The sequence below is a fragment of the Sphingobacterium sp. UBA3519 genome (genome assembly GCF_002377215.1).
Taxonomy (GTDB): Bacteria; Bacteroidota; Bacteroidia; order Sphingobacteriales; family Sphingobacteriaceae; genus Sphingobacterium; species Sphingobacterium multivorum.
Window position 1 is genome coordinate 300414 of record NZ_DFPI01000010.1, and the last position, 25962, is coordinate 326375.

At 39.7% G+C, this 25962-nt stretch carries 21 protein-coding genes; 2 read left to right on the plus strand and 19 right to left on the minus strand.

The window, feature by feature from the left end; genetic code table 11:
• Nucleotides 1-2: 2 nt before the first annotated feature.
• From B3297_RS05265 to B3297_RS05315, 11 genes are all read right to left on the minus strand, one after another.
• On the minus strand, nt 3-935 hold the full coding sequence (locus tag B3297_RS05265; RefSeq protein WP_070566219.1) for a DnaJ C-terminal domain-containing protein: 933 nt from the start codon (nt 933-935) through the stop codon (nt 3-5).
• Nucleotides 936-1088: 153 nt separating this feature from the next.
• Nucleotides 1089-2663 carry a M28 family peptidase gene (locus B3297_RS05270; RefSeq protein WP_286728074.1) on the minus strand — a complete coding sequence of 525 codons (1575 nt, stop codon included), beginning with the start codon at nt 2661-2663 and terminating at the stop codon, nt 1089-1091.
• 179 nt (nt 2664-2842) lie between these two features.
• Entirely contained in the window at nt 2843-3289 is a 447-nt protein-coding gene (rpiB, locus tag B3297_RS05275; RefSeq protein ID WP_046672275.1) for a ribose 5-phosphate isomerase B, read from the minus strand.
• A 12-nt stretch (nt 3290-3301) separates the two neighbouring features.
• On the minus strand, nt 3302-4162 hold the full coding sequence (gene tatC / locus B3297_RS05280; protein WP_070566223.1) for a twin-arginine translocase subunit TatC: 861 nt from the start codon (nt 4160-4162) through the stop codon (nt 3302-3304).
• 76 nt (nt 4163-4238) lie between these two features.
• Entirely contained in the window at nt 4239-5594 is a 1356-nt protein-coding gene (accC, locus tag B3297_RS05285; RefSeq protein ID WP_159332738.1) for an acetyl-CoA carboxylase biotin carboxylase subunit, read from the minus strand.
• 73 nt (nt 5595-5667) lie between these two features.
• A complete protein-coding gene (gene accB, locus B3297_RS05290; protein WP_046672272.1) occupies nt 5668-6147 on the minus strand; it encodes an acetyl-CoA carboxylase biotin carboxyl carrier protein in 480 nt (159 codons plus the stop codon).
• A 74-nt stretch (nt 6148-6221) separates the two neighbouring features.
• A complete protein-coding gene (locus tag B3297_RS05295; RefSeq protein ID WP_046672271.1) occupies nt 6222-7211 on the minus strand; it encodes a beta-ketoacyl-ACP synthase III in 990 nt (329 codons plus the stop codon).
• 7 nt (nt 7212-7218) lie between these two features.
• Nucleotides 7219-8157: a phosphate acyltransferase PlsX gene (gene plsX, locus B3297_RS05300; RefSeq protein WP_070566225.1), complete on the minus strand. Its 939-nt coding sequence runs from the start codon at nt 8155-8157 to the stop codon at nt 7219-7221.
• A 106-nt stretch (nt 8158-8263) separates the two neighbouring features.
• Nucleotides 8264-8455: a 50S ribosomal protein L32 gene (gene rpmF / locus B3297_RS05305; protein ID WP_046672269.1), complete on the minus strand. Its 192-nt coding sequence runs from the start codon at nt 8453-8455 to the stop codon at nt 8264-8266.
• A gap of 14 nt (nt 8456-8469) precedes the next feature.
• A complete protein-coding gene (locus B3297_RS05310) occupies nt 8470-9006 on the minus strand; it encodes a YceD family protein (RefSeq protein WP_046672268.1) in 537 nt (178 codons plus the stop codon).
• A 102-nt stretch (nt 9007-9108) separates the two neighbouring features.
• Nucleotides 9109-9759: an epoxyqueuosine reductase QueH gene (locus B3297_RS05315; RefSeq protein ID WP_070566227.1), complete on the minus strand. Its 651-nt coding sequence runs from the start codon at nt 9757-9759 to the stop codon at nt 9109-9111.
• Between the two features lie 178 nt (nt 9760-9937).
• Here B3297_RS05315 and B3297_RS05320 point away from each other — a divergent pair, with 178 nt between their 5' ends.
• Nucleotides 9938-11098 (plus strand): hypothetical protein, encoded by a 1161-nt coding sequence (locus B3297_RS05320; RefSeq protein ID WP_070566229.1) that lies wholly within the window; start codon nt 9938-9940, stop codon nt 11096-11098.
• An 8-nt stretch (nt 11099-11106) separates the two neighbouring features.
• On the opposite strand, the gene B3297_RS05325 is transcribed toward B3297_RS05320, so the two are convergent.
• From B3297_RS05325 to B3297_RS05350, 6 genes are all read right to left on the minus strand, one after another.
• Nucleotides 11107-11958 (minus strand): transglutaminase-like domain-containing protein, encoded by an 852-nt coding sequence (locus B3297_RS05325; protein ID WP_312194325.1) that lies wholly within the window; start codon nt 11956-11958, stop codon nt 11107-11109.
• Nucleotides 11959-12055: 97 nt separating this feature from the next.
• Complete coding sequence (locus B3297_RS05330) at nt 12056-12715, minus strand: ABC transporter ATP-binding protein (RefSeq protein ID WP_046672265.1); 660 nt, start codon at nt 12713-12715, stop codon at nt 12056-12058.
• A 103-nt stretch (nt 12716-12818) separates the two neighbouring features.
• Complete coding sequence (locus B3297_RS05335) at nt 12819-15221, minus strand: ABC transporter permease (RefSeq protein WP_286778538.1); 2403 nt, start codon at nt 15219-15221, stop codon at nt 12819-12821.
• A 380-nt stretch (nt 15222-15601) separates the two neighbouring features.
• A complete protein-coding gene (locus tag B3297_RS05340) occupies nt 15602-17923 on the minus strand; it encodes an ABC transporter permease (RefSeq protein ID WP_286728079.1) in 2322 nt (773 codons plus the stop codon).
• Between the two features lie 27 nt (nt 17924-17950).
• Complete coding sequence (locus B3297_RS05345; RefSeq protein WP_286778539.1) at nt 17951-20392, minus strand: ABC transporter permease; 2442 nt, start codon at nt 20390-20392, stop codon at nt 17951-17953.
• A 204-nt stretch (nt 20393-20596) separates the two neighbouring features.
• Complete coding sequence (locus B3297_RS05350; RefSeq protein WP_070566237.1) at nt 20597-20821, minus strand: helix-turn-helix domain-containing protein; 225 nt, start codon at nt 20819-20821, stop codon at nt 20597-20599.
• Between the two features lie 127 nt (nt 20822-20948).
• Here B3297_RS05350 and B3297_RS05355 point away from each other — a divergent pair, with 127 nt between their 5' ends.
• The gene (locus B3297_RS05355) at nt 20949-21617 is read left to right on the plus strand and encodes a hypothetical protein (RefSeq protein WP_070566239.1); all 669 of its coding nucleotides are present in this window, start codon (nt 20949-20951) and stop codon (nt 21615-21617) included.
• 72 nt (nt 21618-21689) lie between these two features.
• On the opposite strand, the gene B3297_RS05360 is transcribed toward B3297_RS05355, so the two are convergent.
• Nucleotides 21690-24095 carry an ABC transporter permease gene (locus B3297_RS05360; RefSeq protein WP_286778540.1) on the minus strand — a complete coding sequence of 802 codons (2406 nt, stop codon included), beginning with the start codon at nt 24093-24095 and terminating at the stop codon, nt 21690-21692.
• A gap of 190 nt (nt 24096-24285) precedes the next feature.
• Nucleotides 24286-25935: an ABC transporter permease gene (locus tag B3297_RS05365; RefSeq protein WP_201639719.1), complete on the minus strand. Its 1650-nt coding sequence runs from the start codon at nt 25933-25935 to the stop codon at nt 24286-24288.
• Nucleotides 25936-25962 lie beyond the last annotated feature (27 nt).

Consider the following 25962-nt stretch of genomic DNA (forward strand, 5'->3'; position numbering starts at 1 on the left):
GATTAGTGTTTTAAATCCTTCAATTGTTGGAACAAGGCCTTTTCTTCGGCAGACAGATTATTGGGCATTTGAATATTCAATGTGACATACAGATCGCCAAATTCACCTTCTTTGCGATACAAGGGGAATCCTTTTCCTTTAAGTCGCATTTTTGCACCATTTTGACTTTCGGCTTTAATCTTCAGTTTAACTTTGCCGCCGAATGTATCTAAAGTTGCTTCACCGCCTAAAATAGCTGTATAGAGGTCTATATCAAGTGTTGTGTATAAGTCATTCCCCTGACGTTTAAAACGGGCATCAGGCGTGATGTTGATAGTGATATAGAGATCTCCTTTTGGGCCACCGTTGATGCCCTCTCCGCCATAACCTTTCAGTTTGATCTTTTGACCATCCTCCACGCCAGCATGAATCGTGATGCGGATACTTTTTCCATTGATATTGAAGGTCTGTTGATGTGTCGTGTAAGCTTCTTGTAAGGTTAAGCTGAGCTCCGCATTAAGGTCCTGGCCGCGGAATGTACTTTGGCGGCCTCCTCCGCGTCTGCTACCAAACATCTGTTCGAAGAAATCAGAGAATTGCCCATCATCAAAGTTTCCAGTGTACTCATGGGAACCGCCACCACCAAATGGATTTCCTCCAGCGCCGAATGGATTTCCTCCGTTAGATTGTGACTGACGGTATTGTTGTTGCGCTTTTTCATACTCCTCTCCATGTTGCCAATGTTCACCATATTGGTCATATTTTTTGCGCTTTTCGGGATCGGATAATACTTCATTTGCCTCATTAATCTCCTGAAATCGTTGTTTGGCCTCATTGTCATTGGGGTTGACATCAGGGTGGTATTTACGGGCTAGTTTTCGATATGCTTTTTTGATGTCATCAGCTGAAGCTGTTTTATCAATGCCAAGCACTTTATAGTAATCTACAAAAGCCATAAATTATACTTGTTTTGTATTAAAGATAACAATAATTGTGAATAAAAGGTTTATGCTAAAGGTCATTTTAGTACATAAAAAAGCAAGTAAACAATCATTTACTTGCTTTTTGTATTGTACAAAATAATCCTTGATAAAGCCGATAATTTGACCTTACTCTTTATTACTGTCGATGACCAGGCGATTTTCCCTATTGGCTATTTGCCATGCCGTGTAAAATGCGAGCTTTTCGCGTTTTACCATTAATGGAAAGTCGATCTTGTCATAGGTATCTGCAGGCGTGTGGTAGTCCGGATGCAGGCCCGAAAAATAAAAGACAGAAGGAATACCTTTCTTGGCAAAGTTATAATGATCGGATCTATAGTACAAACGCATAGGATCCTTTGGATTGTCATACATATAGTCAATCTCCAGTTTCGTATGTTTTTCATTCTCATTTTTATTGATCTCATATAACTCGGAGCTCAATTTATCTGAACCGATAGCGTGGATATAATCATGATTGCCTTTGAGATGCTTGTCGTCGACACGGCCGATCATATCGATATTGATGCAAGCAACGGTGTTTTTCAATGGAAATATGGGGTTTTCTGTATAGAACTTGGAACCTAGTAAACCTTTTTCTTCTGCAGCATAGGTGATGAACAAAATACTGCGACGTGGGCCATTTCCTGTTGATTTAGCTTTCGAAAAAGCGCGTGCCAATTCAAGGACGGCTGTTGTGCCCGAGGCATTGTCATCGGCCCCAAAGAAGATATTGCCTTTGGAATCCATTCCATCATGGTCGTAGTGGCCTCCGATCACAACGATTTCGTCTTTTTTATCTGTTCCTCCCAGATAGCCAAGAATGTTTGGATCAGCTAAAGCAGCCGCATTGGTGCCAAACTCAGCTTTAAAATTTGTTGAAATAACAAAGGAATTAGGTTTTCCCGTACGATTAATCTTTGCAACAACAGTAGCAAGGTTAGTTCTCGCCAGGTTTAGTATATAATTTGCGGCATGGTCTGTAATGTTGACTACAGGGATCATTGGCGACTTTTCCGGCGCAGGTTGGTCCACCGCCAAATTGTAACGACCCTCAATAGCACGGTCTCCCGCATCCTCCAAAAGTTGGGACAGCTGACTATTGATCGCTAATACCATTTTGGGATTGTGTTTAAGGATCTCTTTGACTTTTTTATTTCGGGTTGTTGCCCAGTCCGACGCAGTCTTTTTGCTGCTAATCCATGAATTTCCTTTCTCATCTGTTGGCTCATTCTCATTGATCAACATAACGATCTTATTGTGGAGATCCAAGCCCGAGATATCCGAATACTTGGGATCATCTATGCCATAACCAATAAACACGATTTCATTGCTTTCGAAGAATTTGTTCTCGTTGTTGCCAATGACGAAAATGTCCTTACCATGCTGGAAGGGCCTGTCGTTAATACTAAATTGCTTTACTTTAAAGCTGTTGCGAATTAGTTGCAGAGGTTGGAAATAGGATCCGTTGACAGGTGCACTAAGTCCATATTTTTTAAATTCATTGGCAATATATTCTGCTGCCAGACGTCCGCCTTTTTGGCCGGTTCCTCGGCCTTCAAAATCGACAGAAGCTAAAGTGCGCAGATGCTTCTGTGTAGATTCTACCGTGATTTCATCGGCATATTTACTGTTTACGTCCTGTGCATTTGCACAGCTCATCAGAGCGCATGCTATCCAAAGCAGGTTGTATATTTTCTTCATTGTTTATTTTTTACTAGTGTGACTTTCAGTACCTTATTTTGTAATTTAATTAACCAGATCAGCTGCGTATCATCTCCTTAATTGATATAACAGGTGTCGTTATCTGCACAATATATAAAAAAAAGCGGATGAAAAGTGTAATTTGCTTTTCATCCGCTTCTTAAAATATGTTAATTTACCTAACAGCTACAAGCTATTTTGTTTACGCGGTTAGCGTGACGCCCACCTTCGAATTCCGTGTTTATAAATGTGTTGACGATCTTTTTAGCGAGGTCAAGGTCGATAAAACGTGCTGGGATACATACCACGTTCGCATCATTATGCTGACGGGCTAAAGCCGAAATTTCCTCCAACCAACAGATAGCAGCACGAATATTTTGGTGTTTATTAGCTGTGATAGCAACACCATTTGCACTTCCACAAATCAAGACTCCGGCATCAGCTTCTTTATTTTCTACTGCTGATGCAACTGGGTGTGCGAAATCTGGATAATCAACTGAATCTGGAGAGTTTGTTCCAAAGTCTGTTACCTCATAACCCAGTTCATTTAGAAAACTTACCAAAGCTGTTTTGTATTCAAAGCCGGCATGGTCACTTCCAATCGCAATTTTCTTTACGCTGCTCATTTTATTGTTATTTTATTTTTCTTGTGCTAATTTTTTTCTTTTGACATCGGCCGAAACCATGATACTTATCTCATATAATAAGAACATTGGTGCTGCAACGGTCAGCATGGTGATGATATCTGCGGAAGGTGTAATGATAGCTGCTATCACTAAAATAATTACAGTTGCATAACGACGGCTGGCCCGCATAAATTCAGGGGTCATAATGCCTATTTTCGAGAGAATAAATACCAGTATCGGGAGTAGGAAAACAATTCCACAGCCCAATGTTAACGTTGCTATCGTAGAAAGGTAGTTATCAATGGTAATCTGGTTGACGATCTCATCACTTAGGGATACGTTGGCTAGAAAGTTGATGGATAAGGGTACAACAATGTAGTATCCGAAGAGTGCTCCTAAAATAAACAATAAAGAAGAGTAAAAAACAAACCCGCGTGCAGACCGTCTTTCCACATCGGTCAGTGCTGGTTTTACAAATAACCAGATTTCAAAAAGAAGGTAAGGAAAGCCCATCATCAAAGCCATCAATAAACAGGAGTTTATCTGAAGCATAAATTGACCTGCTAGTTCGGTATTGATGATATTAAAAGGAATTTTCTTGACACAGAAGTCCGCTAAATTGAAAGCATCTGCGGCTTTACACATCATGCGATAGGTCCAAAAATTTAGATTCTTTGGCCCCATGATGATATCGTTGAATACGAAATCGTAGAATGTAAAGGCAATACCTGCAAAGATACAGATCGCAATTGCTGAACGGACCAAATGCCATCTCAAAACCTCAAGGTGGTCAAAAAAAGACATTTCCGCTTCTATATTCTTCCCTTTATCTTTAATAGCTTGTATTAGATCTTTCGAATTAGGTGTACTCATAAAAATTGTTTGGAAACAAAAATACCATTCTTATTGTAAAGAATGGTATTTTTTATGTATGTAAAGATAATTTTATTTAATCTTCCGCAGGATATTCCGTTAGGTCGAAAGTTTCCATAAACTTTGTCGTGAAATTGCCGGCTCTAAAGTTAGGGTCGCGCATCAATCTCAAATGCAAAGGAATGGTTGTTTTGATCCCTTCAATGACGAATTCACTCAATGCACGTTCCATAGTACAAATTGCTTCCTCACGTGTTTGCGCAACGGTGATCAATTTAGCAATCATAGAATCATAGTTTGGCGGAATTGAGTAACCAGAATAAACGTGTGTATCTACACGTACACCATGTCCACCTGGTGAGTGGAAGTTGGTGATTTTACCTGGTGAAGGACGGAAATTGTTAAAAGGATCCTCCGCATTGATACGACATTCGATCGCATGCATTCCTGGTTCGTAGTTTTTTCCGGAGATCGGAATTCCTGCGGCCACCTTAATTTGTTCTTTGATCAGATCAAAGTTGATGACTTCTTCCGTTACCGGGTGTTCTACTTGGATACGTGTGTTCATTTCCATAAAGTAGAAGTTGCGGTGTTTGTCAACCAAGAATTCGATTGTACCAGCACCTTCATAGTTTACAGCTTTAGCACCTTTGACAGCAGCCTCTCCCATTTCAGTTCTCAATTCGGGAGTCATAAAAGGTGATGGCGATTCTTCGATCAATTTTTGATGACGACGTTGGATCGAACAGTCACGTTCGGATAGATGACATACTGTACCGAATTGGTCACCCACAATTTGGAATTCGATATGACGCGGTTCCTCTACATATTTTTCAAGGTAGATACCGTCGTTACCGAACGCAGCCGCAGATTCTACACGCGCAGAATCCCAAGCTGGTTCAAACTCTTCGTCTTTCCAAATGATGCGCATACCACGGCCACCACCACCGGCTGTTGCCTTGATGATAACTGGGTAGCCGATTTCATTGGCTAAGGTAATACCTTCTTTTACGTTTGAGATCAAACCATCGGATCCTGGAACAGTAGGAACACCAGCTTTTTTCATGGTATCTTTTGCACGGGATTTATCACCCATTTTCTCGATCTGCTCTGCAGTTGCACCAATAAATTTGATACCGTACTCTGCACAGATAGCTGAGAAACGAGCATTTTCCGACAAGAAACCATATCCTGGGTGAATCGCATCTGCATTTGTTAATTCAGCTGCAGAAATAATATTCGGAATGTTTAAGTAAGAGTCTCTACTCGGTGGAGGACCAATACAAACTGCTTCATCCGCAAATCTTACGTGTAAACTATCGCGATCGGCAGTGGAATATACTGCGACACTCTTGATACCCATTTCACGACAGGTACGGATAATGCGCAGGGCAATCTCGCCTCTATTTGCAATTAATATTTTTTTGAACATTGTATTGAATTATGAAGTTTGCAAAAAATGTAGCCCTTTGGAGGCTACATGTATTCATTTACGTAATTGTAAATTACTTAGGCTCAACTAAGAATAATGGTTGGTCGAACTCAACAGGTTGAGCGTCTTCTACCAAAATCTTAACGATTTTACCTGAAACTTCAGATTCAATTTCGTTGAATAATTTCATTGCTTCAATGATGCATAGTACAGAACCGGTATTGATATCATCACCAACATTGACGAAAGATGGTTTACCAGGTCCAGCCGAACGGTAAAATGTACCGATCATTGGTGATTTGATTGTGATCAAGTTTGCTTCAGCGCTTGCGGCTGGTGCTGCAGGGCTAGCTACTGGAGCTGGTGCCGCTGCTTGTGCAACTTGAGGAGCAGCAATTGGAGCAACAGCAGGAACAGTAGCTGTTACGTACGTAGGCTCTTGATTTGTTTTTATTGTAATTTTAAAATCTTGCTCTTCAATTGAGACTTCATTCACACCTGATTTTGAAACGAATTTAATCAAGTCCTGAATTTGTTTGATATCCATACCCATAGTATTCTAGGTTTTGTTTGTTTCTAAAAAATTCTAACTGTCAAAAGTAATAAATTATACCATAAAATGGACAACTAATACGCCCATTTTAAATAGATGGATCCCCAAGTGAAACCTCCACCGAAAGCAGCAAGGATAAGATTATCTCCTTTCTTCAATTGAGATTCCCATTCCCACAAGCATAAAGGAATAGTACCACTGGTGGTATTTCCATATTTTTGAATGTTCACCATCACTTTTTCTTCCGGAAGCCCCACACGTTCTGCCGTTGCATCAATAATACGTTTGTTGGCCTGATGAGGCACCAACCAAGCAATATCTTCTGACTTTAAGTTATTTTTGACCATAACCTCATGTGCTACATCAGCCATATTGGTTACGGCAAATTTAAACACCGTACGACCTTCTTGGTAAGCGTAATGTAATCCTGCATCTACCGTTGCATGCGACGCCGGATTCAGCGAACCCCCACCTTTGATATTCAAAAACTGTCCTCCGGAACCATCGGTTTTTAAAATAGCATCTTGTATACCCATGCCTTCTTCATTTGGCTCCAATAATACACAGCCACAACCATCACCAAATAGGATACAGGTATTGCGGTCTTGGTAATTGATGACCGAAGACATTTTATCGGCACCGATAACAAGGACTTTTTTATGAGTGCCAGCAGTGATAAATTGTGTTCCTGTATTCAGACCGAACAAGAAACCTGAACAAGCCGCTTGAAGATCAAATCCCCATGCATTTGTAGCTCCGATTTTATCGGCCAGAATATTTGCAGTCGCAGGGAACAGCATATCTGGTGTGCTTGTACAAAAGATAATAAGGTCAATATCTGTAGCAGCTATACCTCTTTTTTTCAATAAACCTTGCACTGCAGGTACAGCAAGATCTGAAGTAGCAAGACCTTCACCTTTTAAGATGCGACGCTCTTTGATTCCCGTTCTGGAAACAATCCATTCGTCGTTGGTGTCGACCATTGTTTCCAATTCTTTGTTAGTAAGGATATAATCCGGAACGTAACCATTTACAGCCGTGATTGCGGCGTGAATCTTTGACATAAATACTCTAATTGAAAATAGATCTGATGCTGTCAATGAACTTAGACTCGATCATATCTCTTGAAAATAAAACCATATTTTTAATGGCCTCAGGTGTCGAAATACCATGGCCAATAATGACAGGAGCATTAACTCCCAAGATCGGGCTACCGCCGTACTGCTCGTAGTTGAATCGGTCGAAGAAATCATCTTTAAAACCTTTTTTCAACGTCACTACATAAAATGATTCTGCGAGTTTCAAGACGACGTTGCCTGTAAATCCATCACAGACGTAAACGTCGGCATGGTCACTGAACAGGTCACGGCCTTCTGCATTTCCGATAAAGTTAATCTTGTCGTTGGCTTTAAGTAGGGGGTAGGTAGAGGTTGTTAGGATGTTTCCTTTTTCTTCTTCTTCTCCGATATTCAATAATCCCACTTTAGGGGTGGATACATTAAACACATGTTCGGCAAAGACACTTCCCAAGATTGCAAATTGGTTCAACATCTCTGGTTTACAGTCCGCATTAGCGCCGACGTCCAATAAGATTCCGAAGCCTGATTTTAATTTGGGAACAATGGATGCTATTGCAGGGCGTAATACGCCTGGGATAGCTTTAACGCTGAACATTGAGCCCACAAGCATGGCGCCAGTATTACCAGCAGAAGCGAATGAGTCAATTTCTTTGTTTTTTAAATATTCAAATCCCTTCGCAATACTTGAGTTGGGTTTTTGAGTTATTGCTTTGGTTGGATGTTCACCCATTGCAATGACTTCTGGAGCCTCCACATATTCAAAGTCAGATGAATTTCCTCCGGCTTGATTGATTAATTGTTTAGTCTCTTCAGTTTTACCAAAAAGGACTATTTTTTGGTCTCCAGTAAGCTGTTTTTGTGCTTCAATAGCACCTGTTATCGTTGCTTTAGGAGCATAATCTCCTCCTAAAATATCTAAACCAATCTTCATCCGTTATTATTTAGTAAATCAATAATACGCAAAAAACATCCCAAAGTAAAGCAAATTTCTAAAATAGTGCTTGTCTGGGATGTTTTGGTGTTATGAAAGGTTTACCTTAGACAACAGCTGTATTTTCAATGATCAATTTACCGTTGTAGTACAAGTTTCCGTCTACAGTATATGCACGGTGAGGTAAATGAACTGCGCCAGTTTCTTTACATACTGTCAAGCTTGGAGCTTCAGCTTTATAATGTGTTCTTCTTTTGTCTCTTCTTGATTTAGAAGTTTTACGTTTTGGATGTGCCATCTCGTATTCTTGTTTTAGTTATTTTTAATATTTCTCAATGCTTCCCAACGTGGGTCGATAATTTCTTCTTCTTTTTGTTCCTCTGAATCAGGCTCGCTTGTAAATAACGCGAGCATCTCAGGATCACATTGTATACCTTGTCCCTGCTCTTCACATTTTACGATATAGGGAACAGCTAAATTAATGTATTCGTATAACAACTCAGCTATATCCAACTCATGGTCGCTTTTGGATAAGATCAACACCTCTTCGGTATTATCTGTCCAATCTTCATCCGTGAATTTGACTAATATTCGTTCTTGAATTGAAATCGGTGACATAAACTCTTTTAAGCAGGTATCACAAGTCAATTGAATTTCGCCTTGGATATCAAAATGCAAAATCAAAAGATTTTCTTGTTTTTGCAATTCAACTTCTGCTTTCAGATTGCCATCTTTTACAATCGAATGTTCGTAGCAGTCAAAGAACTTTTTATTAATGTCAAACTCAAAATTGTGCTTTCCAGCGTTGAGCCCCGAAAAGGGAATTCTGTATTGTTTTAGATGTTTCACAATCTTGCATTTGAGCCTGCAAAGGTATGTATAAAATCATTAGGATAGAAATATTTTTTCAAATATTCCGAAGCAAAGCTTCATATACACCAGTTACAGGACTTATTCATAATAATTTTTGCCTAACTCTATTTTTTCGCGCCCATTTGCCATACGCCATTTGTTGGTATCGCGTAGCGAATAAGCACAGCCGCAATATTCCTGCATATAGAATTTCTCCTTTTTGGAGACTTCAAGCATACGGGCAGAACCACCTTTCTTACGCCAGTTGAAAGTCCAATACTCCATCCCTTCATGGCGGGAGGCAGCACGTAAACCACAATCATTGATCTGCTCCATGTTTTTCCAACGGGAGATACCCAGCGAACTTGAAATCACATCAAAGCCATTGGCAGCCGCATACTCAGCCGTTTTTTCAAAACGCATATCAAAACACATCGTGCAACGGATGCCTCTTTCAGGCTCTTGCTCCATCCCTTTGGCCAAATCAAACCAATGATCAACATCGTAGTCCGCATCAATAAAAGGGATATTATGTTTTTCCGCAAATCGGATGTTCTCGTCTTTGCGTAAATCATATTCTTTGCGGGGATGAATATTGGGATTGTAAAAATAGATTGTAAAATCGATATCCGAAGCAATGAGTGCTTCCATCACTTCTCCAGAACACGGAGCACAGCAGGAGTGTAAAAGTAATTTTTTGCCCTCTCCCGGTAATGTCAACGTCTCCCTTACAAATTCCTTATTTTCCATAATCGTATGTGCTAACAAAAACAAAGGCAATTTTAATCAAAAAGTAGCGGATTGACAAATATTTCCGTTTTACTTATACGGGTTTGCCCCTAAAAGAATCATATAAATTCATTGATATTCTGCATATATTAGTAGATTTGTATGTTTAACGCAATACGCTATTTTTAATAAAAAATATATGAAATTTTCGTTTCAATCCTGTATTATCCTATTCGTTGCCAGTGTAATAGGTTTTACTTCTTGCAAGAAACTGGATGATGAGCCTGTACGAACGGGGGCTACTTTGATCTCTAGATTATATGTTTCTTTCTCGGATTACGACCAGAACAATTCTGCGCTTAAAAACATGATGATTATCGATCCGGCTGATACGACCAATTTAGATAATATCTATCAATATCTTTCTCCGGCAAAAGGGGGCGGACCAATTCTTTTTGATGCTGCTGCCCGGGCTATCTTTCAGGCGAGTGTTACGGCACAGGATACCTTTCTTCAGGTGATTCCATTTGCCAATGAGATCTATGGAATTCCCGGTAATGCAGGTGCTATTGGATACCGCGGTTTTACGAATGTTAGGGGATTGGCCTATTATACGTATGCCCAACAAAATGGTACATCTGGATCTGTAACAACACCATTTCTTTTGGCGGTTACAAATCGCGGAGTAGGTAATTCCATGTTATATGCGATAAGTACACCAAGTGGAAAAGTGGGATCAAAAGGTGGAGCACCAATCATTGACAAACAGATTAACCTTGGGAACCTGGTTCCGAGTTCACTGACTTTATTGAATAGCAATACAAGTGATAGTAATGAGAAATTGGTGCTGATTGGTTTTAATAATGAAGGAACAGAAAATAGAAGTGGTTTTGCTGTATATTCTCAACTCAAACAAGAACTCATCGACCGTCCTCGCGATACCATTGTAGCTTCCACTAGATTTACGCCAGTGATGAAAGTATATATCAATGGTAAAACGGGATTAGGCTCGGTATCCTATGCACCCAAAAAGGGTTTGTTGGCGGTAACTTCCGGTAGTGAAGTGCTATTTTTCAAAGATCCAAAAACCTTATTTAGTGGAGGCACGGACAAAACTGTGGCGCCTGATTACGTCATCGGTGGGGCTAATACAGGCTTAGTAAAACCTTGGGGGATAGCCATTGATGATCGTACGGAACAAGGGAAATTCTTTTATGTTTCTGATCTAACGAATCGTACAATTTCGCGTTTTCCATTGCTAGGTGAAGGCAATATAAAACCCGATATTGCAGCGAAAACCTATGGCTCTTTGACGCCGAATTATATCTTTTTAGATGCTCGTGAAGCTAATATTTTCTAACGTGCAGTTTAAGCAAGCAACTGGAAAAGCGCTTTGATTTCCTGTTGCTTGTTTGAACTTTCATGTTCCTCGTAGGCAGACATCAAGTTTCGCAAAGCTCGTTTAAGGATGGTCACATTATCGCAGGGATAGGTGAATTCTCTATCCGGATTGAGGTTCAGTTGCTTCAAAAATGAATTTACATCGCTTTTTTGCATAACCTGCCCACGATTAAAGGCATTGATGTAAAACAGCACATTTTCATTCCCTTCTTCATCCGAATCCATATACGCCAATACAAAATGCTTGGGTAAATTAATACCGTAGATCGGAATGTCCAATTTTTGTGCAATGATACTGTAAATGCAGGATAGGGTTAAGGGATTCCCCTGTTTGGTATCGAGTACTTGACCAATATAGGAATTCTGTGGATGATGATAATCCTTTGTATTTCCTGTTAGGCCGAAGGAGCCAAAAAGAACATGATTCATCAGGTTCACTTTTTCCAGCGGGCTCATGTCGTAATGCAAACCGCGCCATACCTCAGTTTTGAGGTCTTCTATCGCTAAAACAATCTTATGATCCTCATAAGAAGGATATTGATAATTATTGAGGATAATTAATCCTTCCAGTAGATTGAATGAGTTACTCAGGTTCCAAATCTGTAATTCGTTTTTGGTCTGATCAAATTGAATTTCATGGATAATATTCTCTAATCGACCCTGTATGTGAGGATCGAAGCTGGACTCCCAAAATTTTTCCAAATAGGGTACAATCTCAGGACCTTGGCTTTTTAACTGGTGCTCCACTTCCTGAATAATCTGTTGGTCGGTGTCGTCCAACAGGGATATTAGCGATTTTAACTCTCTCTCATTCATCATAACGAAGTTAACTAATTGATTCGAGATATGAGCTAAAAAAATCCCTACCGTCATTGATGTACTGCGTAGGGATTATCCAGGTTAAATTGGCATACAATTATTTGAGCTGACCATCCAGCATATTGACAACTCTTTTACCATATTCGGCATTCTTTTCAGAATGGGTTACTTGTATAATTGTAACGCCATCATCGTTGAGCTGTTTGAATAAATCCATGATTTCTTCGCCTTGTTTGGAATTTAAGTTACCCGTAGGCTCATCGGCCAGCAATAACTTCGGTGATCCCGCCAATGCACGCGCTATACCGACAATCTGTTGCTGACCACCGGATAGCTGGGCCGGGAAGAGATCCTTCTTCCCGACAATGCCAAAGCGATCAAGCATATCGGCAACAATAGCTTTTCTTTCTTTGCTTGAAATGTCTTTATAGATCAAGGGTGTTTCGATATTTTCATACACGGTCAATTCATCCAGGAGATGATAAGCTTGAAATACATAGCCTATGTGGGATTGATATAGTTGCGTTCTTTTCTTTGCTTTCATTTCCAATACATTCTCGCCCATAAAGATATATTCACCCTCATCAGGTTCATCAAGCATACCGATAATATTTAATAAAGTTGATTTTCCAGACCCTGATGGCCCCATGATGGAGATAAAATCACCTTCAGCAATATCGAGACTTACATCTTTAAGGACGAATGAGCGTGTACCACCTACGTTATACCACTTGAATAAATTTTTTAATTGTATCATTTTTTAGTATTGAGATCTTAGATATTCTTGTTTTATATTTTTATTAGTCATCATAATTACTGTTCGACTGGGGAATAGGGCCCTTTACCGCTCAAATTATCTTTTATTCATCGCGCAGGCTATCTATTGGATTTGTTTTTGCGACTTTTATAGATTGGAAGCTGATGGAAACCAATATGAGGATAAATATGCAAAATATTGGGATCAAAAACGACCACCAGGACAGCTGAATATGATAGGCGAAATTGGAAAGCCATTTATTCATGAGTAGATAGGCTATTGGAAGGGCTATGCCGATCCCGACTAAAAAGAGCTTGAAAAATGGTTTGTTCAATTGAATAAAGAGCAATTGTACCGAGGCCCCCAGTACTTTGCGGATGCTCATTTCCTTTTTTCGTAATGCCGCCTGATACGCCGCCATACTAAATAGCCCTAAGGCCGCGATGATAACCGAAAGGCTGGTGAAACTATTAAAAGCAGTCTGCAATTCGTGCTGTTTTTTGTGCTGTAAAGCATATTGCTCATCCATAAAAGAATAATCAAGAGGCAGATCTTTTGCGGATGGATTTTTCAACCATTCTGCTTTGACTGTATTGATGGCCTGATCAACCATTCCCGGTTTTGTTTTGACCATGAGGGTTGTCTGAAAGCGCATAGTACCACATTCGTTTTTAAATGAATATAGGCTCGGCTGAACTACATTTTCAAAGCCATAAGCTTTACTGTCTTTGACTAAGCCAACAATTTCAAAGGTGACATCACAGCCTTTGATTTTAGCACCTATCGGGTTTTCGAGTCCTAAATTTTTGGCTGCAGATTCGTTGATAATAGCATAGTTGGCCAAGGAATCGTGAAGCAGTTGATCTATTGAAACAGTGGTGTTTCCTTGTATACTGGAGATATTTAGCGTCTTGAAGTATCCAGGATCAATACCGACATGTGCAAACGAAACGTTTTTTTGAGCATAGGAAAAATCCATTTTGGGAGGTTGTTCGCCTTCCCCTGGAATATTTGTCGCTGATGCAACAGAGGCAATACTTGGATCATTTTCTAACCGACGTTTTAGTTGTTGATAGGAACCATCAATTTTGGAATCATAATACATGCCTATTCCTTTGAAATTAACAACCTGTGCAGGCTCAAATCCTTTATCCGCCTGCTGCATATAATTTAGCTGTGCCCTAATAACCAGCATGCCCGATATAAATAGGATGGCCATACTGATCTGAAAAGTTAGTAGTGCGTTTCGAAATGTGCCCTTTTTGAGAATGGAAGTCAGTCCACCTTTTAGGAGATTAACAGATTTGAAGCCAGAGAGTATGATCGCTGGGTATATTGCCGATAGAATTGTTGTCAATAGTACGGCAATAGCAAGTTGGGCGATTGTCTCCGAACTCAAAATATAACCCTTAAGATCATCATTAAACCATTTTTGGAGAATATTTCCTGTGAGGGCCAAAGTAACGAAACTTAGAATTGCAGCACTGAAAGTCAGAATAAATACTTCCAGTACCAATTGCCTAACGATAGCCCAACGTGAGCTTCCCAATATTTTTTTGAGCGCGAGTTCCTTAATGCGTTGATCCGCTTGTGCCATAATCATATTGGCAAAATTGGCAGAGGCGAGTAAGAGGATCAAAACGGAGAGAATACCAATAATCCACGTGATGATATAAGCCGTGTTACTTCCTGTTTTTGGCCGAAGGTGAAGGTTGGACAGTGGGTCTAGGTAGATCCTCCCTTTGGCATAACTGGAGGAGCGGATTTTATCTTTCGGTGCAATTTCTTTCTGGTAAAGCGCGTTGATGCGATTGGTCAACTTCGTGATATCCGTACCGGGACGTACTTGAATATAAGTTTGATACAAAAAAGGATTATAATTGGCGAAAAGGTCCTGCGGTTCACGGATAAACAGGAGATCGTAATCAATCATGGATAGACCTTGCTCTTTGATTGTACCGTAGATTGTTTCCTGCACACCTAGAGCAAGGCTTATAGCTGGAATCGACTGGGGGCTGTCAAAATTTAAGTCTTCTTTTTTGAATAGTTGTTCGGCAATATGGCTTTTGACCATGGTCGCATCCTTTTGATCCTTGTTTTTGTAGAGCGGTCCGGTCGCATTTTCGATTTGAAAGATTCGTGCGGCTGAGGAGTCAATCAGTGCAGCATTTTTAATAAGGACTGTTTTTTCACCAAAAAGGGGATAACTTCCATAATTGTAAACTATTTTTCGACCTGCATAGACGATATCAGGTAAATTCTGTTTTAGCAATGGAGCCAGAGAAGGTGAAGTTTCGTCCGTAAATGCACCTTCTGCTTCAAGGCCAATTTGGTAGATATCCTTGTAATGTGGATTCCATTTATCGTAGCTGGTCTCTCGATTGATGTATTGATAGGAAAGGATAAAACCGGTAAAACCCAAGGTCAATCCAATTATATTTAGAAGAGTAAATCCTTTGTTTTTTAAGAGTTTACGCCAAGCTAGTTTGAAATCATTTTTTGTCATCTTACGCTGGATATGTATGCTTAAACCAAGTAGAATTATTTCACTCAATTAAAATTACAATCCCCTTGCCAGTGTCGTAATAGTTTTATTATAAATAACTTATCGTGTTTTTGTTTTGTTTTTGAATGTTCGATTTCGAACAGTTTACGTCCAGAATCGAACATTCATTCCCCTAAGCTATTGGTTCAATGACCACCACGCAACAGGCAGGCAATTACCAAGGCAACAAACACCAATTTTTAAGATCTTCTGACTTTATTCATCCCTTAAACTATCGACCGGATTGGCACGGACGACTTTCCAAGTTTGATAACTAATCGTCCCAAAAGCAACTAAGATTGCACTTATTCCTGCCAGAACAAAGTAGAACCAATTGATTTCTATGCGATAATTGAATCCGCCAGCCATTGATTCATTGCCCACCATGCAACAGGTGTAGCAATGACTAAGGCTACAAAGACCAATTTTATGAAATCTCCGGAGAGTAATTTGAGTAATCGGATGGAACTGGCACCGAGAACCTTACGGACACCAATTTCTTTTGTACGTTGCTGGGTCACATATGTTGCTAGTCCAAAAAGTCCCAGGGCGGCAACAAAAATGGCTACAAAGGCAAAGCAGCTGAAGATATTTTTAGTCCGTTGGACATCCTGATAGAGGTCAGCGAAGCCGGCATCAAGGAAATTATAGTCGATTTTTTGATTCGGCGAAAACTTATTCCAAACGGTATTAATGTCGGCTAATGTTTTGGACATGTCCGTCGATTTGGTCTTGATAGAAAGCATGGAAGGACTATTGGCAAGGGTCATGCAAACGGGGTAGTAGCCCTCATCTTTCATTGATTCAAAGATAAAATTATCGACGACACCGATAATGGTCCATGTCCTGCCGTTAGTAATTTGTGTACCAATGGGATTTCCTTTGATGCCTAAATCAGCAAGCATTCTTTTGTTAACAATAGCACCTGTACTATCCGATGCGATATGTGGATCGAAGTTTCGGCCGGCTATTAGCTTCAGACCAAAAGTGGAAAGGTAACTTTCGTCGATATTCCAGAATTGCCCACCTTCACCTAATTCAAGATCTTCCTTGCCTTTGGCCCAAAAAAGATTTCCATTTCTTTTTGCACCATCCAATTGAACCGGTAAATAGTCGCCAATAGAGACATCACGAACTGTTGGAATGGCTTTTAATTCATTTTTTAATTCTTTCGCCTGGGAGGCAATTCCCGTTACACCACGAAGTACAATGACCTGATCCTTATCAAAGCCAATGTCTTTATTAAGCATAAAACTGATTTGCTGATTTGCAATGAGTGCGCTGATGATCAATATAATAGATGTTGCAAACTGGAAAATAACCAGTCCATTGCGCAATAATGAAGATTTAGGATTCGTAACCGATTTGCTTTTTAATGCGTTGATCGGCTGAAATCCTGATAAATAGAACGCTGGGTATAAGCCAGCGAGGATACCGATGAACAACATGCTCAAAATCAGCGAAGGCACAAAGTACCACACTGTCCACGGTATAAACAGCGCTTTGTTGGCTAGATTGTTAAATAGTGGTAATAACAGGAAGGCTAATAATAACCCTATAAGAAGTGAAATAAGACTGTAACATATCGCTTCGGTCATAAATTGGATAATCAGTGTCTTTCGATTGGATCCAATGGTTTTGCGAATTCCGATTTCTTTTGCCCGCGTTGCTGCATTCGCTGTGGATAGGTTGATGAAGTTAATACAAGCGATCAATAAAATAAAAAATGCGATGCCAGCAAATATCCAGACCATCTTAATATCACCTTGATATTGCGTAGCCATGCCATATTCCGACACATTCTTAGAACGCAGGTGCATATCGAGGGCGTTTTGAAGTAAGACGGTTGACTGCATCATTTCGGGCGATATTTTCATTCCATTTTTTTTATTAATCAGAATATAATGGTCCTGAATATAGTTTTTTGAAATGCTACCCTGTGCGTTGGCAATATCTGCATTCTCCTTCAGTTTTACATAGGTAATGTAATTTGTTGCGCCCCAATTGTTTTGTTCACCCGGGTAAAATGGTTCGCCTGCAAGGGATATAAAATAATCATAACCATAGAGGCTGGAATTGTTCGGAACATCATCGATGACAGCCGTTATGTTATATAAAATACTTTTATTATTGTTGAGATAGATCGTCTGCCCTACAGCATTTCCTTTGAAATATTTCTCAGCCCTACTTTTGGTAATGACTATCGCATTGGGTTTGTCCAGCGCATGTGATAGCTGTCCTTGTACGACCGGAAGTGGAAATATTTCCAAAATGGACTGATCGACATAAACAAATCCTTTATCAAGGTAATTCTCTGCGCGGCCATTTACCGTAAATAGATTGCTTCCGGCACCAAATAATGTATTGGGTAAAATGCGGCCGGCTAATTCTACACTTAGGATTTCCTCTTGCAAGGTTTTAGCTGCTGGGGCAGGAAAGGCAAAGGTTTGCCTCACTTTATCACCATCGGGTGCCGAAACGATAAGACGGAAAACACGGTCCATGTCGGGATACATTTTGTCATAACTGGTTTCATGGCGAATGTACAGTACAATAAGAATGCAAATGGCAATACTAAAAGCGAACCCGCCGATTTTGATGATCGAGTAAAGTTTGTTGTTGGCCATATTTCGCCAAGCGATCTTTAAATTATTTCCTATCATAATAAAGTTCTTTTACAGTTTTTGTATTTATTCATCACGCAGGCTATCCACCGGATTGGCGCGAATGGCTTTCCAAGTCTGATAGCTGATTGTGCCTAAAGCAATTAAAATGGCACTCATACCTGCAAGAATGAAGTATAGCCAATTTATTTCGATTCGATAGTTAAAATCAGTAAGCCATTGGTTCATTGCCCACCTCGCAACAGGTGTGGCAATGACCAAGGCTACAAACACCAATTTTATAAAATCTCCAGACAATAATCGGAGTAATCTGATCGCACTGGCTCCAAGTACCTTACGTACGCCAATTTCTTTGGTTCGTTGTTGTGTCACATAAGTTGCAAGGCCGAAAAGCCCGAGTGCAGCGACAAAAATGGCAACAAGAGCGAAACAAGTAAATATATTCTTGGTCCGTTCCACATCTTGATAAAGGGCCTCGAAACCTTCGTCCAAAAAGCTGTAGTTAATTTGTTGATTTGGTGCAAATTTGTCCCATACTGCTGTGATATCAGCGATTGTCTCTTTGAGATTTTGCGATTTTACCTTAATAGAGAGTAGGGAAGGATTGCCTTGTAATGTCATACAAAGTCCTACATACCCCTTCTCCTTCAACGACTCAAAAATAAAATCATCTACTACGCCAATGATCGTCCAGGTATTGCCATTGGTGATTTTTGCACCAATGGGATTCTTTAATTGAAGTTCGTCGGCCAACTTTTGATTGATAATAGCCGAACTGCTATCGGTGGCTCTCGTGGGATCAAAATTTCGTCCTTTATTTAAATGAAGACCGAATGTGCTCAGATAATCCTGATCGATTTCCCAAAATTGGCCCTGTGTAGCCATATCGAGATCTCTTCTACCATCAATCCAGAACGGATTGCCATTTCGTTTGGCACCATCGATGGGTACAGGGAGAAAATCACTCAGGGAAACTGAAGCAACATCTGGGAGGCTTTTTAGCTCATTTTTTAAACTTGGAAGCTGTTTCGATAATGTTCCAATTCCGCGAAGCACAACAACTTGGTCCTTGTCAAATCCCAGATCTTTGTCTAATATGTAGTTTATCTGTTTATTGGTCACCAATGCGCCAACGATAAGGATTATTGAGGTTGCGAATTGAAAGACAACCAAACTATTCCTAAAAAGCGAAGATTTGGCACCAATGACGTTGTTTTTCAGTGCAGTGATTGGTTTAAATTTGGATAGGTACAATGCTGGGTAGATTCCGGCAAGGACGCCGATCACCAATATAGCCGCCAAAAGAGAAGGAAAGAAGTATGCCGCTATCCAGGGAATGGTCAAGCATTTGTTGGCTAGTTGGTTGAATACGGGTAGTAGTAGCCAGCTTAGAAAGAGCCCGATAATCAGTGACAGTACACTATAACAGATTGCTTCAACAAGAAATTGTCCAATAAGCAGCTTCCTGGAGGAGCCAATAGTCTTACGGATACCAATTTCTTTTGCTCTTGTTGCTGCATTTGCTGTCGATAAGTTGATGAAGTTAATACAGGCAATGAACAAAATAAATAAGGCTATAGTTGCGAAGGTCCAAACCATGCGAATATCCCCTCTGTTCAATGTACTCACTTTATCGTCGCTTACATCCGCAGATTTTAGATGCATATCGAGGGCATTCTGTAGGGTTATTTTTGCCTGCTTGAAAAGCGGATTAAGTTTACGTCCAGATTTTAGATATTCAGGGAGATAATGTATTTCTAAGTAATTCTTTGAAATTTCTTTTTCTGCCAGTGCAACATTTACGTTGGGTTTTAATTTGACATAGACGGTATAATTGTTATTGAGCCAAGCAGTCTGTTCACCTTGATAAAAAGGCTCTCCAGCGAGCGACATAAAAAAACTATAACCGGCAAGGGTCGAATTGTTGGGCATATCTTCAATTACCCCAGTGATGGTATAGGCTTTCGACTTATTGTTGTTGAGATAGATCGTTTGTCCAATTGGATTATTTTTAAAATATTTTTCGGCTTTGCTTCTGGTGATTACCAATGTGTTGGGCTTGTCAAGTGCGTGGGACAGCTGGCCCGAAACCATGGGCATAGGAAACATGTCGAGAATGGACTGATCGACATAGACAAATCCATCATCATAATGGCTATCAGGGCTGTTATTTAATGACAATTGGTTACTGCCCGCACCGAATAAAGGGTTTGGTAGAATGCGTCCCGTTTGCTCAACGGACGGGATTTCTGCTTTCAGGGTCGGCGCCACAGGGGCAGAAAGTGAAACCCAGCGCTCGATTTTATGCTCAATAGGTAACTGAACGACCAAACGGTAAACTCTATCCATCGCCGGATAAAACTTATTATAGCTCGTCTCATGTTTTATATATAAAACAATAAGAATACAGATGGCAATACTAAAGGCAAAGCCGCCAATCTTGATGAATGAATATAGCTTGTTTTTTGCCATATTCCGCCAAGCTATTTTGAGATTATTTCCTATCATAGCAGAATTTTTTAACGCCTGAATGATTGGTATTTATAATCAAAACAGGCGTTTAAGCTGAAATCAATTGCGTTGCCATTTTGCTAATGTGTTGATAATTAGTTTCTTGTTTTAAAATTGAAAAGTTCGTCTGTACGATATCGAACAGTTTGGCGTTCAGTATCGCACAGACGAGCTAAGCACTGGCGAAAAATGGAGAATTGCTTACTCTTCAATCTCTTTCAACTGGAGATGATCACATAATTCGAACATCATTTTAGCTGGATCTGTATCAATAGCCAATGCAATCAGGTACATTTCATCCAAACGTAATTTGGCCGTTTCGGTCATCGTTAACTCATTGATTCTTGCCTTACTTAAACCCGTTTTTCGCGCAATTCGCGATTTATTAACGGATTTCTTCTCTAAAAATTCACCTAGTTTTGTCATAGTTATGATTTAGTATGCTCTTTTTTTTGTATAGATAAATATACAAAATGTTATTTTTATTTATACAAATGTTTTAAATTTTTAAATTATTTCTATTTCTTTGTATGGAATAACTATATGAGCTATAATGAGAAATAATTTTAAAGTGTTCAAACGGGTGTATAAGCATCGTTGTCAACCGTTGGAAATGCAGTTCTTATATCGGATGATATTACAGCGTATTTCAAATGGTCTCTCACCCGAAGAAGTATCTTTTTTAATGGGAAAAGCACTGGATTTTATAAGCAAAGTTGAGTCTTTCAAAATTAAAACGATTCTTGCTATTGATTACTATATTTTTTGTCGTGTGTTAGAAGTGGGGAGTATACATGCCATGTTGCCTTTAGGGATGAATTTATCCAAGCAAAAGTATGCTTATGAGTTGCACGTTAATACATTGGCTGAGGAGGTTATTTACCATTTATATAGATTATCCATTGAAGAAGGGGTACAGGAGATCGAATTTAAGATAATGGACATCCGCCATAATTTTGATCCAAATGAACCTTCTACGTTGAATGAGCTTCGGAAGGTCAAGAGAATCATCGAAGCGCAGGTTGGCACGGGATATTTTAATAAAAATAGGAGTCCTTATGAGATACATAAATTGGTTTGTATGATACTCGATACATATGTAAAACCTAAAAACTTGATGAAGATACTTGAAGATTTGCTCAATCGGTCTGATGAGCTTAAACTTATTCGGAAAGAATCAAAATATGGATTTGTTTATCTATCGAAAAGCTATGAAGGTTAAAGGAATAAGGAGTTACCCATCCAGTAGCTGTTCGCAACGAACACCAACTGGATGGGTACAACGCTCATTTTTCTATTCATCTCTTAATTTTTCAACGGGATTAAACCGAGTTGATCGAAATACAATAATGCCAACCAATAAACTCAGCAATCCAATCAATGTACCCAATGGTAACAAGTAAGTAAATGCATTGATTTCTACGCGGATGATGTAATTTTGTAGCCAGTATTGCATCAATAGATAACTCAGTGGAACTGTCGTAAACGCAGCAAATAGGAAGATTCCGTAGTACTCTTTTGAAAAGAGCAACATCAAATGTGCTAGTGAAGCCCCTAGTACTTTACGAATGCCGACTTCTTTATTGCGCAGATGGATGGAAAGCGATATTAATCCGGTAAGTCCCAATACAACAATCAGCAGCGAAACAAACGTAGCAATCTGGGAAGCGCGATGCAGCTGCAGCTCATTTTCATATAGATTTTTGATGCGTTCATCCATAAATTTATATTCGAATGGTGCATCAGGTAGCAACGTTTTCCATTTTTTTTCGAGCTGTTGTACTGCATTGGAAAGAGGTCCCTGCTTCAATCGAATGCTAAGGTATCGATATTGAAGACTCTCATGTACATCCATCCAGATAATAGGCGCAGATGCCTGATGCAGTGAGTTGGCTACAAAATCTTCAGCAACGCCCACAATAGTGATTTTGTAATTAGGATCATTTATTGCTATTTGCTGACCAATTGCTTGCTCGGCATTTTTAAAGCCAAAATCATCCATAGCCTTCTTGTTGATGACAACTGGTCTATTATCCGCATTCGTTGCATAATGTTTAGGAAGAAAAGTTCCTGCAATTAGCGGTATCTCGTAGGTTTCCAAAAAGTGACTATCACTTGTAATCCGTTGTACCTGGATTTCTCTGTCGTCTGTCGTCCCGAATGCAGGCTGCATATTGGACCCCAGCAATCCAGGAGTTTCATAAGATAAGCTTACTGATTTTACTTCTGGCTGTTGGCTGAGTTCCTGTTGTAAAGTCTCCATTTTGCGAACACCATCTTCGGACCAATCTCTAGGTACCTGAACGGTTAATAAGTAGTCTTTGTTGTAACCTAGATTGCTATGGAGAAATAGGTCCACTTGTTTGGAAATAATCAATGTGCAGACAAGCAGGAGCAAGGCTACCCCAAATTGAAAAAACAAAAGAATTTTTCGCACCAGTTGTTTGCCCCCCAGCGTCGAAAACTGGCTTTTGACTGCCGGAAGTATCGCGACATTGGAAAGTTTAATGGCTGGATAGAGCCCCGCTAGTAGACCAATGAACAACGTCATTATAATCAGTAAACCAAAAAAGTAAATAGGCAATTCCACCAACGAGGGTAGCTTACGCATCAAGACATGTTCGAAGATTGGACTCGTGATGATGTAAATTGGAAGACTGATCAATGCTGCTATGGCCACAATCAGGATATATTCGGTCATCAGTTGTCTAATAAGTTGCATGCGAGATGATCCCATCATCTTGCGAACACCGATTTCCTTTAATCGCGTAATGTGCTGAGCGATACTAAAATTGATGAAATTGATGATGGCCATGATCAAGATGAAAATGGCAGTCCAAACCAACGTCTGTATCATTTTGCGGACGGCCCCTTGGTTGTCATCCAAATAATAGGTTTTCAATGGTTTTAAATTAGGGCTGTATTGATTGGAAAACTCTTTATCGGTATTCTTTCTTACCAGCGTTTCGATGGCGGCATCTACGCGCTCCACACTTACACCTGGTTTCAATTCGATATAACCGGCAATATAAGGGTTATCCCAATTGTCTATCGATCGGCCAAAGAATTGCTCGTTGATGATCGGTAAAAATATGTCTGCATGCATATTCTTTGTGAGATCCATAATGGCGTTTTGGACATCAGATTTAATGATTGCTGTAATTTCAAAATCATGTTTTTCACCCTTGAAATTTTTTATTTGTAGCGATTTGCCAAGTACATCCTCATTTCCGAAATATTTTATGGCTGCTTTGTCACTGATGACTACTGAAAAGGGATTATTCAAAGCGGTATTGGCATTGCCTGCTAAAATCTGGAATCCGAACATCGTCAATAGACTGGGATCTCCAAGAGACATGCCTTCTTCATGGATTGTTGCTCCGTTCGCTACGATACCGGTCAACCCATCAATCCGATAATAATTGGAGACCAGGTTGGGATACTCCTCATGTAAAGCTTTGGGGAGTGCCCCTAATGTAGTTAAGTCAATACCAAATCCTTCTTTCTTATACTTGCTTTGCAACAAAAATTGCCGATCAATATTTTTGATATTGCTATTCACTTGATGTACATCCCATACATAAGCACCTACAAGTAATAGAAAAGTAATACCGCAGGTCAATCCAATTAGATTGATCAGATTTTGTACTTTTTTCTTTCCGATATTTCGCCAAGCAATCTTGAAGTTTGTAAAGTTCATTGTCTTAAAATATGAATTTATTTTGGTCGTGGAGCTGCTGATAGCTTGTGCTCTACTTAAAAAATTAAAAATACAAATGTTTGGCCAAGTAATTATTCTGTTGATCATTAACGGATTGCATTCCTGATTCTTTTACTCGCTGTTCGATATCGGACAGTGCTTTGTCCATAGCTGAACAGACGAGTCTATTTCATTCATCACGTAGACTGTCGACAGGTTTTGTTAGGGCTGCGCGTATCGCTTGTGAACTTACTGTAATTAAAGCAATAAAAACGGCTAGCGCGCCTGCTAGTACAAACATCCACCATTGCATCTCAATACGGTATGCAAAATTTTCTAACCATTTGTGCATCATCCACCAAGCTAGGGGAGAAGAAATGACAATGGCAATGAGAACGAGTTTGACGAATTCAGTGGAAAGCATGCGTGTGATGTCGGGAACTGTAGCTCCAACAACTTTCCGGATCCCTATTTCCTTTTTGCGTTGATTGGCGGTAAAAATAGCCAAGCCAAATAAACCGAGGCAAGCCACAAAAATAGTCAGCCCCGCAAAGATACTCAGTAACTTACCCGTTTTCACTTCTGCTTGATAGGTTTGTGCGTATCGCTCATCCAGAAAGGAATAGCTGAATGGAATGTCTGTCGGAAAGGAACGATAGAGAGACGCTAATTTTTGAATGAGCTTCTCCATATCGGTTGTTTGTGTTTTAAGAATCAAACTCCCGGCTTGATCGCTAAGAACCATCACAAGCGGAGAGATCTGCTCATGCAAAGAACGAAAGTGGAAATCCTTAACGACACCAATAACACGATAGCTTTTGTTGTCTTTATTGGTTAATATTTTACCAAGGCTATGATTGTTCCAACCCAGATCTTTTGCTGCGGTTTCATTGATGATAACAGAAAGGCTATCATTACCAAATGTTTTTGCGAAATTCCGTCCTTCTTTAAGTTGCATACCCATAACAGGAATATATTCTTCATCAACATCGTAACGAATTGTTTTGACCCATTGATCAGTATTGCCATCTGGATAAATGAAAAAATTGTTGTTGTTGCTTTCTCCAGCAGGAAGATAGGACGAATGAGAGACATGCTTGATCCTGCTGTCTTGCATCAATAAATTATAATATGTCTTTTCGTTTTTTCCCAAAGGCCAGCTCGGTATAATAAGGACATTATCCTTGTTATATCCAAGTTTAATATGACGCATATAATCCAGCTGCTGAACAACAACCACGGTTCCAAAGATAAGCCCGACAGAAATGATGAATTGAAATACAACAAGTCCGCTACGTAAATTAAAGCCTTTAGTCGAGCGGCTTATTTTCCCTTTTAATACCCGTAGCGGATTAAATGAGGATAGATATAACGCGGGATAGCTACTGGAAAATAGACCGACAATTAGACCAAAACCTAGTAAGATGGGGATGATTTTAGATATTTCAAGTTTTTGAATATCAATCTCTTTTCCGGAAATCTGATTAAATAGGGGGAGGGCAAGTAAAACAATTCCCAGAGCTATTCCTAAGGAAATATAAGTCAGGAGGACACCCTCTAGCATAAATTGTCGCATCAGGTTTTGCTTGTCAGCACCCAGTACTTTTCGTACGCCAACTTCCTTACATCGCTTAAAACCACTGGCTGTAGATAAATTCATAAAATTAATGGTGGCTATCAATAGCATAAAAAGTGCAATAGCGCTGAAGATGTAAACGTACCGTATATCCCCAGGGACACTGAGGTCATAGTTGAAATTCGAATGTAGATGGATATCTGTGAGCGGTTGTAGGTAAAGACCGATCTTATTTCCCGTTTTTTTGAATTCTTGGTAACTCATGCCAAAACTGGCCATAAATTATGTGGC